Below are 12935 nucleotides of genomic sequence, written 5' to 3' on the forward strand. Positions count from 1 at the left end.
TTCACCCGCACCATCCCTTCACCCGCACCATCCCTTCACCCGACACAGGAGTCCGAATGAACAGCTCTGCCTTCACCAAGCCCTCATCGCGGCGTCTCATCGTCGCGACCGCTGCCACCGCCCTTCTGCTGGGCCCGCTCGTCGCGTGCTCCGGTGCCGCTCCCGAGGCGGGAGGCGACGGCGATGACCCCGTCGCCGGTGCGACCATCGCCATCGCCGGTCCGCAGTCCGGAGACCCGTATTACGTGCAGGTCGCCTGTGGCGCGCAGGCAGCCGGTGCCGAGCTCGGCATGGACGTCGGCGAGCTGCAGGCTCCGCAGAACCAGAACCAGGCGCAACTGACCACGATCGTCCAGAACGTGCTCACGAGTGCTCCCGACGCGCTCATCTACACGCCGGCGGATCCGGTCGCCGGCGGCATCCCGGTGCAGTCCGCCCGCGCCGACGGGGTCACCGTGATCGACGTCGACGCCCAGCTCGAGGACGAAGAGCTGTACGACTCGTTCATCGCCTCGAACCACTACGAGGGCGCCAAGGAGATCACGACCTACCTCGCCGAGCTCATCGGCGGAGAGGGGAAGATCGCCGCGATCGGCTCTCTCGCCACGAACCCGATCACGCAGGCTCGCATCAAGGGCTTCGAAGACGCACTCGAGGAATACCCGGACATCGAGATCGTCTCGATCTCGTACCCGGAGATCTCCGCCGACATCATCCAGGCCAACGCCGCCTCGACGCTGGTGAAGTACCCCGATCTGAAGGCGATCTACACCACCAACTACCTCAACTCCACGGGAGCCGCCGTCGCTCTCCGCAATGCGGACGCCGTCGGCGACGTGAAGATGGTGAGCTGGGATGCCGGAGCGGCGAACGTCGAGCTTCTGCAGGAAGGTGTGCTGCAGGCCACGGTCGCGCAGCAGCCGTTCGCGATGGGCGAGCTGGCCATCGAGCAGATCGCCGCTCAGCTGCGCGGCGAGGAGGTCTCCAAGACCGTTGATGCGCCCGTCGAGATTCTCACGAGCGAGAACGTCGACAGCCCCGAGGGTGAGGCGCTCTGGTACAAGACCGAGTGCAGCTGACCCCCGCTGAGCCACGGAAGGAACGCGCATGACCCTCACCGGATACCTCAACACCCTGTCGGCAGCGCCCGGTGAGGTCGTCGATCTGATGATCAGCGCGACCGCCGATCACGTCGACGTCGACCTGGTGCGCCTGCAGCACGGAGACGATAATCCGGCGGGGCCGGGACGGAAGATCCTCCCGGTGCCGGAGTTCGCCGGCCGGTCGGTACCGGGCGGCCTGCGGGACGTGCATCTCGGGTCCTGCGTGGTCGTCCCCTCCCTCGGGGCCCAGTCCCTCGACGGTCTCGAGGTGTCCGTCCTCATGCAGCCCACGATGCCCTCCTCCGGGCGCGAGCAAGGGGTCGTCACCGCGCTCGCCGCCGACGGGTCGTGCGTCCTGGGCGTCGTGATCGACGCGCAGGGACGCCTGATCCTGCGCGGTCCCGACGACGCGAACCTCGCCGAGCTCGCCGTGAACTGGCGGAGGGACGGCTGGTACCGCGTGCACGTCGAGGCGCCGAGGGGGCGGCCGGTCGTGCTCCGCTGCACGCCGACGGGCCGCCGCGGAGAGGGCGCGAGCGTGGAGGCCGAGGGATCGGCGGCCCCGGACGCTATCGTGTCGTCGGCCGTGATCGGGGCCGTCCGCTGTCGTCGGGAGGGCCGGCAGTGGATCCCCGACCGCGTCTTCAACGGCAAGCTCGAGCATCCGCAGATCCATCGGAGGTTTGAGGACGGCGCCCGGGTGCCGGTCGCCGAGTGGCGCTTCGAGCTCGACCAGGGCACCGCCGTGGCGGTCGACGTCAGCGGGCACGAGCGCCACGGCATCGTCGTCGGGACACCGGCGCGCGCGTCGACAGGGCACTCCTGGCGCCATGAGCAGGTCGATTTCACCCAGGTGCCGGAGCAGTACGCCGCGATGCACTTCCATGACGACGACCTCGATGACGCCGGGTGGGAACCGAGCCTGACGTTCACGGTTCCCGAGGGGCTCGCGTCCGGCGTGTACGCGATCGAGCTGCGCGCCGGCGGGGCAGTCGATCATGTGCCGTTCGCGATACGTCCGCGCGAGGGGGGCTCCCGGGCACGGACGGCGGTGCTCCTGCCCACCTTCACCTACATCGCGTACGCCAACGAGCGGATGGTCACGCGCCTCGACTTCGAGGGCGACCAGATGAGCGATCACGCGATCCACCCCGGCCACCGCGACCTCGAGCTCGCCGAGCACCCCGAGTGGGGACTCAGTCTCTACGACGTGCACTCCGATGGCAGCACCTGCGCCTACTCCACGCACCTTCGGCCCATCCCGAATCTCCGGCCGGACTACCGCGCATGGCTGCAGAACGCGCCGCGCCACCTGAGCGCCGACCTCTACCTGATCGACTGGCTCACCGAGAAGGGATACCCCTTCGATGTGATCACGGACCATGACCTCAACCGCGACGGTGCGGCGTTGCTCGCCGACTACGACATCGTGCTCACCGGCAGCCATCCCGAGTACGTCAGCGGACGGATGCTGGACGCGCTGGACGCGCATCTCGACAGTGGCGGCTCGCTCATGTACCTGGGCGGCAACGGCTTCTACTGGGTGACGAGTCAGGATCGCGAACGCCCGCACCTGATCGAGGTACGACGTGGTCCCGTCGGCACGCGACCGTCCGAGGGCGCCCCGGGCGAGGGATTCCACAGCACGACAGGAGAGCCCGGCGGCATGTGGCGTCAGCGCGGGCGCTGGCCCAATGAGCTCACCGGCATCGGGATGACCGCACAGGGGTGGGACTCGAAGGCGCCGGGGTACCGGCGCAACCCGGATCTTCCGGAGGACTGCGCCTTCATCTTCGATGGTGTCGAGGAAGAGGTGATCGGCACCTTCGGCCTCATCATGGACGGCTCGTCGGGTGACGAGATCGATCGGTTCGACGTCGGCAGGGGGAGCCCGACCGAGACGGTCGTGCTCGCGACGTCGACCGGGCACAGCGATTTCTACCTCCTTGCCGGAGAGGACGTGATGGCTTCGCGCGCCGGTCTCGGCGGCACGCAGAGCCCCGAGGTCCGCTCCGACATGACCTGGCTCGAGAAGTCCGGCGGCGGAGCAGTCTTCAGCGTCGGGTCGATCTGCTTCCTCGGGTCGCTCTCGCACGACGGCTATCGCAACAACATCTCCACGGTCGTCGCGAACGCACTCGACGAGATGCTGTCACGGCCGGGGAAGCGGGAATCGCGCTAGTTCCGGGGGCGATCCGGGCGCACCCGACCCCGGGCTCACGCCGGGAGGTAGTGGTTCAGGTGCTCGAACGGCGGCTGTGACGACAGGTGCGACACGGCTGCCGACCCGACCGCGCAGGCCGCCGCAAGCGCATCGGCCGGCGAATGACCGGCGCGGAGGGCGAGCACCAGAGCCGCGCAGAATGCATCCCCGGCACCGACGGTGTTCACGGCCTCCGCGGGAACCCCGTCCGCTCGCGCGATCTCCTCGTCGCCGCGATAGAGCGCGGCACCCGCCGCCCCGTACGTGACCGCGACGAGTGCCGCATCGGCGAGCTCGGGCATGAGCTCCCGTTCGGTCTCGTTCACGATGAACAGGTCGACTCGGCGCAACAGCGCCTCGGACAGCGGTCGGGCGGGGGCCGCGTTGACCGCGATGAAGCCCTTCGCGGTGGCGGCGACCTCCTCGACGACGGACAGGGCGATCTCCAGCTGCATCAGCACCGCCTCGTCCTCGCCGAACGTCACATCGTCGAGCGAGACGAGGTCGTTGGCGCCCTGGCAGACCGCGATCTGGTTCTCGGCATCGGCGTCGACGACGATCAGGGCCGTGCCGGTGGGGCCGTCGACGGTGCGCAGATCGGTGGCGTCGACGCCGGCGCGATCCATCTCCTCGCGGGTCCACGAGCCATCCGCGTCGTCGCCGACCGCCCCCACCATCCGCACCCGTCCGCCGAGTTTCGCGGCGGCGACGGCCTGGTTCGCGCCCTTGCCGCCGAGGTCGCGCGAGAGCCGCCCGCCGGCCACGGTCTCGCCCGCGGTGGGGAGGCGGTCGACGAACGCGGTGATGTCCACGTTCGCACTGCCGACGACGACGAGGGACGGGAGAGCAGGAGTGGTCATGGAAGCAGCTTTCGGGGTCGAAGCGGGCGGGGTCGGAACGCGGACGGCGCAGCCGACTTGACGTTCATGATAGAAAGTGTAAACGTTTACGCACGCACATCTGCAAAGGAGCACCATGACCATTCCCGTCCTTCTCGACTGCGATCCCGGCCACGATGACGTCTTCGCCATCTGGCTCGCGGCCGGAAACGACGCCATCGACCTGCGCGGTGTGACGACCGTCGGCGGCAACGGCTACCTCGAGCACACCACCCGGAATGCGCAGATCGCGCTCACGGTCGCCGGCGTGACGGACGTGCCCGTCGCCGCCGGTGCCGACAAACCCCTCACGCGGGAGCTGACCCCGGGCGCGTGGATCCACGGCGAGAACGCGCTGGGCGGACCGGTCCTCCCCGAGCCCACGGTTCCGCTGGACACCCGCCACGCCGTGCAGTTCCTGGCCGACACCCTCGAGGCGTCCCCGGAGCCGATCACGGTCATCCCCACGGGGCCGCTGACCAACATCGCGCTGCTCCTGCAGCAGCATCCGGAAGCCGCGCGCAACATCAAGGAGATCATCTGGATGGGCGGCTCCACCGGGCGCGGAAACGTGGGTGCGTACCCGGAGTTCAACGCCTGGGCCGACCCCGAGGCCGCTGCCGTGGTGTTCGCGTCCGGCCTCCCGCTCACGATGGTGGGGCTCAACATCTCCCACCAGGCGCTGATCACCGAGGACGTGATCCAGCGGATCGGGGCGGTCGGCAACGCGACGTCGGCATTCGGCGTCGAACTGCTGCGCTTCTTCTGCAGCACCTACGAGAAGGTGGAGGGGATGCCGGAGGGGCCGCTGCACGACCCGATCACGGTGGCCATCGCGATCGACCGGGCCGTCGCCACGATCCAGCGGTGCCACGTCGACATCGAGACGACGGGCGAGTTCACCGCCGGCGCGACCTGCGTCGATCTGCACGACATGCTGGGCAAGGAGCCGAACACCGACGTCGCGATCACCCTCGACGTGGCGAAATTCTGGGACCTGGTGACGGATGCTGTCGGCGAACTGGCCTGACGCTCAGCGCGGCGGAGCCGGGGTCGTGGATTCGGCCACCCGCAGGGTCGGCGCGAGACGGCTGAGAACATACGGAGCATCCGGCTCGTCCATCCGTCGGACGAGTGCCTCCGTCGCCTCGCGCGCGAGGTCGTCGAACGGCTGGACCACCGTCGTCAACCGCGGCTCGCAGACGTCGGCGAGCATCGTGCCGTCGAAGCCGGTCACCTGCACGTCGACCGGGACCCGCTTGCCCGCGCGCTTCAGTGCGGCGATGACACCGGCGGCGACCAGGTCGTCGCCGGCCACGATGGCATCGGGGAGGGGGCCGCGCTCCAGCAGCATCCGTGCGGCTTCCTCACCGAACTCGAGCAGGTACTCGCCGAAGACGTTCTCCTCCTGCGGCAGCGATCGGCCGCGCACCGTCGCTTCGAAGGCGGCACGTCGCTCGCGCCCGACCGACGTGACGTCGTTCCCCGAGACGAGGACGACCCGGCGGGCACCGCGGGAGAGGACGTGGTCGACCGCGAGTTCGATGCCACGCCCGTTGTCGACTCCCACGAAGTCGGCTGGAAGGTCGATCACGTGGCGGTCGAGTTGCACGAGCGGAACTCGCCGAGCGGTGTCCGCGACCGCGTCGAAGGAGAGCTCGGCATCCGAGGGGACGACGAAGACGCCTTCGACCCGGCGCTCGACGAGCATGCGGAGGCGGTCGCGTTCGCGGTCGACGTCGCCGTGCGAGTCGGCGATCACGAGATCGAACCCGCCACGCTGCAGATGGTCCTCGAGGCGGTGGATGAGCTCACCGTAGAAGGGGTTGCTGATGACGGGGACGACGACACCGATCGTGGCACCTGTACCGGCGCGCAGGCCGCGACCGATGAGGTTGACTCGATAGCCCAGCTGCTCGGCCACCTGCGCGACATGTTCCGCGGTGCGTTCCGAGACGCGGTCCTTGCCGTTCAGGGCCCGGGAGACCGTCGCGATCGAGACGCCCGCCGCGGCGGCGACCTCGTGCAGCGTGACCGACGCCTTCTTCATCACACCTCGATCTCCCCACGGTGCCGTTGTCGGCACCACGACTCAAAGATAGGGCGTGCGTAAAGGATTACGCACGCGAACAGCCAACGATTCGACACGAAGAAGTGAGTAATGACCAATCAAGTAGATGCGGTTCGCACCCGGACCGGCGTGGTGTCGCTGATGATCGCGCTCCTCGCCGCGTGCCTCGCCTTCCAGCTCAACGCCAGCATGCTGAGCCCCGCCCTGGTGACGATGGAGCGCGAACTCGATGCGACGGCCTCCGAGATCGCGGCGACGCAGACGGTGTTCTTCACCGCCGCCGCCCTCTTCACCCTCTTCCTCCCGCGGCTCGGTGACCTGATCGGGCGCCGTCGCGTCCTCGTCGGCATGCTCGTGGTCATGGCCGTGGGCTGCGTCGTCGCAGCACTGGCGACCAACGTTCCGATGCTGTTCATCGGCCGCCTCATCCAGGGTGTCTCGGGGCCGGTCGTCCCGCTCTGCCTGATCATGCTGCGCGCAGCGGTCAAGGATCCGAAGATCTACGGCACCCTGCTCGGTGTCGTGACCGCGGTCAACGGAGGGATCGCGGGCGGCGACGCACTGCTCGGCGGGTACCTGGCGACCAACCACGGCTTCGCCTCGATCTTCTGGACGATGGCCGGTGTGGCCGTCGGCGCCGCACTGGTCGTGCGCTTCCTCGCGCCTGAGACGATGGCCGAGGACCGCCCGCGGATGGACTGGTGGGGATCGCTGCTGCTGGTCGTCTCGGTCGGCTCGATGCTGGTCGCTCTGAACGAGCTGGGCACGCTCGCGGATGCGGACATGATCCTCGTGATCGTCCTCGCTGTGGTCGCCGTCGTCTCGTTCGTCTCCTTCTGGAAGCTCGAGGGCACGGTCGATCACCCGCTCGTCTCGATCCCCCAGCTCAAGCAGCGCGCCACCTGGGCGTTGAGCGCCACTTCGCTCCTCACTCTGTCCGGGATCTTCGCGATCATGAACGGCGTGGTCCCGGCGCTCGCGCAGGACTCGTCGATGAACCTCGCGATGAGTGCCGCGGAGGTGTCTCTGTGGATCCTGATGCCGTACGCGCTCGCCGGTCTGCTGATGGGGCCACTCAGCGGCAGGCTCGCCGCCACGGTCGGCTACCGCACGATGCTGCGCATCGGTCTGGGCGGCACCGTGGTCGTGCTCGGGCTGATGGTCGCGAACGTCGAGACGTCGTCGCGTCTCGTCCTGCTCCTCCTCTCCGTCGCGGTCGGCATCACCTACGCCGGCATCGGCAACATCATGCTCAACGGGCTGGGCGTCGTGCTCTCGCCGAAGGAGCGGCCCGGTTCGCTCCCCGGGCTGAACACGGGTGCCATCAACCTCGGCGCGGGACTGAGCTTCGTCGTCATCTACGCGGCGCAGACCTCGTTCGCCGCGCAGTCGGACGCCGCGGCCGCGGGTTACGTCGCCGCGCTGATCACGGGTGCCGTGGTGCTCGTCGGCGCCTTCGTCTTCTCGCTGTTCATCCCGAAGCCGGTGAACGCCGAGCTGAAGGCATAGCTCCGGCTTTCTTCCCGGAGGTCTTCACCGGTGCTCGATCGTTCTGCCCGAGGGCGGTCGAGCACCGGGGAGGCCTCGCCGTTGCGCTCCGGGGCCGGCGAGCTATACTGAACAATAGATCACCAGCCCGCACCATTGTTCGGAGTTCAGTGTGCAGAGCCGCACTCGCATCATCCTCGGCGTCGACGCCGGAACCACGTCGGTGAAGACCGTCGCGTTCGACCTCGACGGCCGCATCGCGAGCGTCTCGCGCTCGAGCGTCCGCGTCCAGCGTTCTGCGGACGGACGAGCGGAAGCCGACATGGATCACATCTGGGATGCCGCGGCATCCACCATCGCCGCCGTCGTCGACGAGATCGGCGATGCGGAGATCGTGGCCCTGGGCGTGACCGGGCAGGGCGACGGCGCGTGGCTCGTCGACGCCGACGGGCGCCCCGCCGGTCCGGCGGCCCTCTGGTTGGACGGACGCGCACACGCGAGGCTGGACGACTGGCTCGCTGACGGTCGGGCCGCGGCCGTCCACGAAGCCACCGGATCGCCCCTCTTCTCCGGCGCGCTGCCGATCCTCGTCGACGAGCTGATGGAAGCGGATCCGAGCCTCCGCGAACGCGCCGCCACCCAGTTGAACTGCAAGGACTGGCTGCGCTTCAAGCTCACCGGCCGGCGCGCGACCGACCCCAGCGAAGCATCCCGCACCTATCTCGACACCGCGACGGGCGCATACTCCGAAGGGCTGTTCGCGGCTCTCGGTCAGGAGCGCGTCCGCGACCGCCTGCCCGAGGTGCTCGACCCGCAGCGCATCGCCGGCACGGTCGAGCCTCGGGTCGCCGCGGCTCTGGGACTGCCCGCAGACCTGCCGGTCGTGGTCGGGGTGGTCGACACCGCGGCCGCCGGCGTCGGACTCGGCGTGCTCGACGACGGCCGCGGCTATGCGATCCTCGGGACGACGAGCCTCGTGGGCATCAACCACGCCTCGCGCGCCGGGGTGCGCAGCGAATCGAGCATCATCCTCGCCACCGGACGCGGCACCCAGGTGCTGGAGTCGATGGCTCCGATGACGGGAACGCCGAACCTCGACTGGGTGCGGGCGACGCTCGGACTCGGCGACGAGGACTGGGTCGTCGTCGAGAAGCAGGCCGTCGCGGTCGCACCCGGCAGCGGTGGGGTGCTCTACCTCCCCTACGGCGCTCCGAGTGGCGAACGCGCTCCGTTCTTCGCGCCGGATGCGTCGGCATCGTGGCTCGGGATGAGCGTCACCACGACTGCGGGCCAGCTGCTGCGCAGCGTGTACGAAGGCCTCGCGTTCGGTCTGCGCGAATGCACCGAAGCCCTGGGGCTGGAGGGCCCGCTCCTCGTCTGCGGCGGAGGGTCGGATTCCGACCTGCTCTGCGCGATCCTCGCCGACGTCCTGGCGCGCGACATCGTGCGCCAGGACGAACCCGAGGTCGGAGCCCGGGGTGTCGCCACGCTCGCGATGGCCGCGGTCGGCCTCGCCGACGACCTCCACGACGCCTCGCGTCGGCTGAGGCCCTCGACCACGACGTTCTCACCCGATCCGGCTCGCGTCGCGCTGTACGACGACGCCTTCGCCCTGTTCGTCGCCACGCGCGACGCGCTGCGACCGCACTGGCCGGGACTCCGTCGCCTGCGGGAGAACGCCGCTTCGACGGAATTATCCGAGTCTCCGGCTCTCTGACCACCACCTCCTGAAAGAAGACACATGACTGAACAGCCCCGCCCGAAGGTGCTCATCACCGCTCCCTTCGACTCCGCGATCGCCGAGTCCCTCGCCGATGGGTTCGACGTCACGTTGATCGACCCGACGATGGACGGAGGATCCCTCGCCGACCGTGGCGTCGACGAGGCGCTCGCGGCCGCCGACGTCGTGATCGCCGAGCTCGATGTCGTCGACGAAGCCGCCCTCGCGAAGGCCCCCGAGCTCAAGGCCGTCGTCTCGTGCCGCGCCAAGCCGGCGAACGTCGACCTCGACGCCTGCACGGCCCGCGGCATCCCGGTCTTCACCACTCCCGGACGCAACGCCGAGGTCACGGCCGACCTGAGCTTCGCCCTGCTCCTGGCCACCGTGCGCAAGGTGAGCCGGTCCGAGCGCTGGCTGCGCGAGGGCAACTGGTCCGAGAGCGACGTCTTCGAGCCGTACGAGATCTTCCGCTCCATCGCGCTCAACGGACGCACGCTCGGCGTTCTCGGCGGAGGAGCGGTCGGCCGCCGGATGATCACCCGTGCCCGCGGCTTCGGCATGACCGTCAAGGTCTACGACCCGTTCCTCGCCCCGGATGCCTTCGGCGAGGAAGCGAGCGTGGTCCCCCTCGACGAGGTGCTGTCGACCTCGGACATCGTCACGATGCACGTGCCGCTGATGCCGGAGACCGAAGGGCTGCTCGGTGCACGGGAGCTCGCGCTGCTGCGCCCCGATGCCTATCTGATCAACGCCGGTCGCGCGGCCATCATCGACGAGCAGGCACTCATGGCGGTGCTGCGTGAGGGACGCATCGCCGGTGCCGGCTTCGATGTCTTCTACCAGGAACCGCTCCCCCAGGATCACGAGCTCTTCACGCTCGACAACGTCACGATGACGCCGCACATCGCCGGCGCATCCGACGACGTCATCGTCGAGCACTCGCGCATCGCGGCCGCCGCGCTGCGCGCCTGGGTCGCCGGTCAGCGCGTTCCGGGTACGGCGAACGAGAAGGCGCTCGCCGCCGTCGGCACGGCGTGACCTGGGAGGTGCGGATCGTGCGCTGAGCGCGATCCGCACCTCGGTGACGTCAGTCGAGCAGCGCGGTGACCGTGTTCGAGTCGGTGACGAGCATGTTGACCATGCCGCTGGAGAGTGCGGTCCGCACGGCGTCGAGCTTCGCCGTGCCCGCCGCGATCGCGAGGCGGTGCGGGATCGCGCGCAGCTGGTCGAGGTCGAGTCCGACGACCCGGGCATCGAGGTCACCGCGTATCGGGGCCCCTGACGCGTCGAAGAAGCGACCGCCGATGTCGCCGATCGCGCCGGCTTCGAGGAGTGCGGTGCGCTCCGGTGCGCTCAGCGAGCCGAACAGCAATCCCTGGCTGTCCTGGGTGCTTCCGATGCCGGCGACCAGCGTGGTGGCCTCTGCGGCCCTGGCGAGGACGTCGCGGACCCCGGGGTCGGCGTAGGCGCTCTCCGCCGCCTGGGATGAGGCGGCGACGATCGGCGCGGGGAGGTGGAAGGCGGAGCCGTCCGTGCGCCGGGCCAGGGCGAGCGTCAGCTCGTGAGGATTCGCGCCGTGGGCGAGGCCGCTGCTGGACCCGGTGAGGGGCACGAAACGGGCGCCCAGCGAGCGGGCCGGGAAGGCGTCGACGACGGCGGCGACGGCCGTGGAGAGGCCCATGGCGACCGTGGTGTCTTTCTCGATGACGCTCGCGAGCGCTTCGGCTCCGACGGTGGCCATGGCCCGGGAAGCCTTCAGCGGATCGTCGACGCTCGGTGCGATCCACGCCTGACGCAACCCGAAGCGGCTCAGCAGGGCCTGCTCCTCGGCCGCGAAGAGCGACTCCTCCACGTGCACGATGATCTCCACCATGCCGGAGTCGCGGGCCTCGGCCAGCAGCCTCGTCACCCGGACGCGGGACAGCCCGAGGGCGTCGGCGATCTCCTGGTGCGTGAGCCCCAGTTCGTAGTACATGCGCGCCACGCGACCCATCAGCATGCTGAACATCCTCCCATGCCGGTTCCGCCGGCCGTCGTCGCGCTGCTTGACAATTCCACGACTCCTGCCCAAGATGTCCATGGGCATTCGTTCACGTGACTGAACAAATGTACACCACAACCCCGAAATCTCTACGCGCTCAACGAGGAGACACCCATGGTCACCCCCGCATCACCTCCCGCCGAAGGCCGCTTCGCGCGCCTGCTCAGCTCGCAAGGCATCTCGCGGCCCATCGCCTGGGGATTCGTCGCCCTGACGATCTTCATGATCGGCGACGGCATCGAGGCCGGCTTCCTCTCCCCGTACCTCGACGAGCGCGGCTTCGACGGCAGCCAGATCGCCCTGCTCTGGTCGGTGTACGGCATCGTCGTCGCCGTGGCCGCCTGGCTGAGCGGCGCCCTGGCGGAAGCCTGGGGACCCAAGCGCGTGATGATGCTCGGCTTCGGCATCTGGGTCGTCTTCGAAGTGCTCTTCCTCGTGTTCGGCGTGATGGCCGGCAACTTCGAGATCATGCTCCTCGCCTTCGGAATCCGCGGGCTCGGCTACCCGATGTTCGCCTACGGGTTCCTGGTCTGGGTCACGATCGACACCGACGAGCACGTCATGGGTCGCGCCGTCGGCTGGTACTGGTTCTTCTCCACGCTCGGACTCGGCGTGCTCAGCTCCTACTTCGCCGGGGCCGTCATCCCGATCATCGGCGAGCTGGCGACGCTGTGGATGGCACTCGCCTTCGTGGTCGTCGGCGGGGTGATGGTGCTCGTGCTGCTGCGCAATCCCGTGACCAAGAAGGTCACCGTCGCCAGCAGCGTCAAGGGTGTCGTCAGCTCCCTCACCATCGTCGCGACCAACCCGAAGGTCGGCGTCGGCGGCGTGATCCGCATCATCAACACGCTCTCCTTCTACGCGTTCGTCGTCTTCCTGACCACGTACATGGTCCGCGATGTCGGCTTCGACCTCGCCCAGTGGCAGATCATCTGGGGCACGATGCTCGCCGCGAACGTGGCCGCGAACCTGCTCTCGGGCTACCTCGCCGACTGGATCGGCCGCGTCAACGTGGTCGCCTGGGCCGGCGGCGTCGGATGCTTCGTCACCGTTCTCGCCCTGTTCTACATCCCCACCCTCATCGGGCCGAACTTCTGGATCACGATCGCGATCGCCATCGTCTACGGCCTCGCGCTGGGCATGTTCGTGCCGCTGTCGGCGATCGTCCCGCTGCTCGCACCGAAGAACAAGGCTGCCGCGGTCGCCATCCTCAACCTCGGTGCCGGCCTCAGCCAGTTCATCGGCCCGGTCATCGCCGGCCTCGCCGCGCCCGTCGGCGTCGAGGGCACCGTCTGGATCATCGCGTCGCTCTACCTGGTCGGCTTCGCCCTGACCTTCCTGTTGAAGGCGCCGAAGGATGCGGACGACGTCGTCGAGACGAGCGCCGCTCCGACCGCCGTCACCGCCTGACCCGCACCCACCCCTGAGAAG

Annotated in this window: 10 protein-coding genes; 7 read left to right on the plus strand and 3 right to left on the minus strand. The window is 69.0% G+C overall.

Going from position 1 to position 12935, the window contains the following annotated elements; all coding sequences use genetic code 11:
- Positions 1-56: 56 nt before the first annotated feature.
- Entirely contained in the window at positions 57-1079 is a 1023-nt protein-coding gene (locus tag CQ045_RS08295; RefSeq protein WP_105722585.1) for a substrate-binding domain-containing protein, read from the plus strand.
- 28 nt (positions 1080-1107) lie between these two features.
- A complete protein-coding gene (locus CQ045_RS08300) occupies positions 1108-3285 on the plus strand; it encodes a N,N-dimethylformamidase beta subunit family domain-containing protein (protein WP_105722587.1) in 2178 nt (725 codons plus the stop codon).
- Between the two features lie 35 nt (positions 3286-3320).
- On the opposite strand, the gene CQ045_RS08305 is transcribed toward CQ045_RS08300, so the two are convergent.
- Positions 3321-4166 (minus strand): ribokinase, encoded by an 846-nt coding sequence (locus CQ045_RS08305; RefSeq protein ID WP_105722589.1) that lies wholly within the window; start codon positions 4164-4166, stop codon positions 3321-3323.
- Positions 4167-4281: 115 nt separating this feature from the next.
- On the opposite strand from CQ045_RS08305, the gene CQ045_RS08310 reads away from it, so the two are divergent.
- Positions 4282-5214: a nucleoside hydrolase gene (locus CQ045_RS08310; RefSeq protein ID WP_105722591.1), complete on the plus strand. Its 933-nt coding sequence runs from the start codon at positions 4282-4284 to the stop codon at positions 5212-5214.
- A 3-nt stretch (positions 5215-5217) separates the two neighbouring features.
- On the opposite strand, the gene CQ045_RS08315 is transcribed toward CQ045_RS08310, so the two are convergent.
- Positions 5218-6234 carry a LacI family DNA-binding transcriptional regulator gene (locus CQ045_RS08315; protein ID WP_105722593.1) on the minus strand — a complete coding sequence of 339 codons (1017 nt, stop codon included), beginning with the start codon at positions 6232-6234 and terminating at the stop codon, positions 5218-5220.
- Between the two features lie 111 nt (positions 6235-6345).
- On the opposite strand from CQ045_RS08315, the gene CQ045_RS08320 reads away from it, so the two are divergent.
- The 3 genes from CQ045_RS08320 (at position 6346) to CQ045_RS08330 (ending at position 10501) form a co-directional block, all read left to right on the plus strand.
- Entirely contained in the window at positions 6346-7764 is a 1419-nt protein-coding gene (locus CQ045_RS08320) for an MFS transporter (protein ID WP_105722595.1), read from the plus strand.
- Between the two features lie 151 nt (positions 7765-7915).
- Positions 7916-9460, plus strand: a complete 1545-nt coding sequence (locus CQ045_RS08325; protein ID WP_105722597.1) for an FGGY family carbohydrate kinase — start codon at positions 7916-7918, stop codon at positions 9458-9460.
- A gap of 24 nt (positions 9461-9484) precedes the next feature.
- The gene (locus CQ045_RS08330) at positions 9485-10501 is read left to right on the plus strand and encodes an NAD(P)-dependent oxidoreductase (protein ID WP_105722599.1); all 1017 of its coding nucleotides are present in this window, start codon (positions 9485-9487) and stop codon (positions 10499-10501) included.
- A gap of 49 nt (positions 10502-10550) precedes the next feature.
- On the opposite strand, the gene CQ045_RS08335 is transcribed toward CQ045_RS08330, so the two are convergent.
- The gene (locus tag CQ045_RS08335) at positions 10551-11462 is read right to left on the minus strand and encodes a sugar-binding transcriptional regulator (RefSeq protein WP_181156500.1); all 912 of its coding nucleotides are present in this window, start codon (positions 11460-11462) and stop codon (positions 10551-10553) included.
- A gap of 156 nt (positions 11463-11618) precedes the next feature.
- Here CQ045_RS08335 and CQ045_RS08340 point away from each other — a divergent pair, with 156 nt between their 5' ends.
- Positions 11619-12914 carry an MFS transporter gene (locus CQ045_RS08340; RefSeq protein ID WP_105722603.1) on the plus strand — a complete coding sequence of 432 codons (1296 nt, stop codon included), beginning with the start codon at positions 11619-11621 and terminating at the stop codon, positions 12912-12914.
- Positions 12915-12935: the final 21 nt, after the last annotated feature.

The sequence above is a fragment of the Microbacterium sp. MYb66 genome (assembly GCF_002979435.1).
GTDB lineage: Bacteria > Actinomycetota > Actinomycetes > Actinomycetales > Microbacteriaceae > Microbacterium.

Coding starts and splice junctions, on each gene's coding strand:
- CQ045_RS08340 (WP_105722603.1), top strand. CDS start 11,619: ATGGTCACCCCCGCATCACCTCCCGCCGAAGGCCGCTTCGCGCGCCTG.
- CQ045_RS08310 (WP_105722591.1), top strand. CDS start 4,282: ATGACCATTCCCGTCCTTCTCGACTGCGATCCCGGCCACGATGACGTC.
- CQ045_RS08330 (WP_105722599.1), top strand. CDS start 9,485: ATGACTGAACAGCCCCGCCCGAAGGTGCTCATCACCGCTCCCTTCGAC.
- CQ045_RS08300 (WP_105722587.1), top strand. CDS start 1,108: ATGACCCTCACCGGATACCTCAACACCCTGTCGGCAGCGCCCGGTGAG.
- CQ045_RS08335 (WP_181156500.1), bottom strand. CDS start 11,462: ATGCTGATGGGTCGCGTGGCGCGCATGTACTACGAACTGGGGCTCACG.
- CQ045_RS08320 (WP_105722595.1), top strand. CDS start 6,346: ATGACCAATCAAGTAGATGCGGTTCGCACCCGGACCGGCGTGGTGTCG.
- CQ045_RS08295 (WP_105722585.1), top strand. CDS start 57: ATGAACAGCTCTGCCTTCACCAAGCCCTCATCGCGGCGTCTCATCGTC.
- CQ045_RS08315 (WP_105722593.1), bottom strand. CDS start 6,234: ATGAAGAAGGCGTCGGTCACGCTGCACGAGGTCGCCGCCGCGGCGGGC.
- CQ045_RS08305 (WP_105722589.1), bottom strand. CDS start 4,166: ATGACCACTCCTGCTCTCCCGTCCCTCGTCGTCGTCGGCAGTGCGAAC.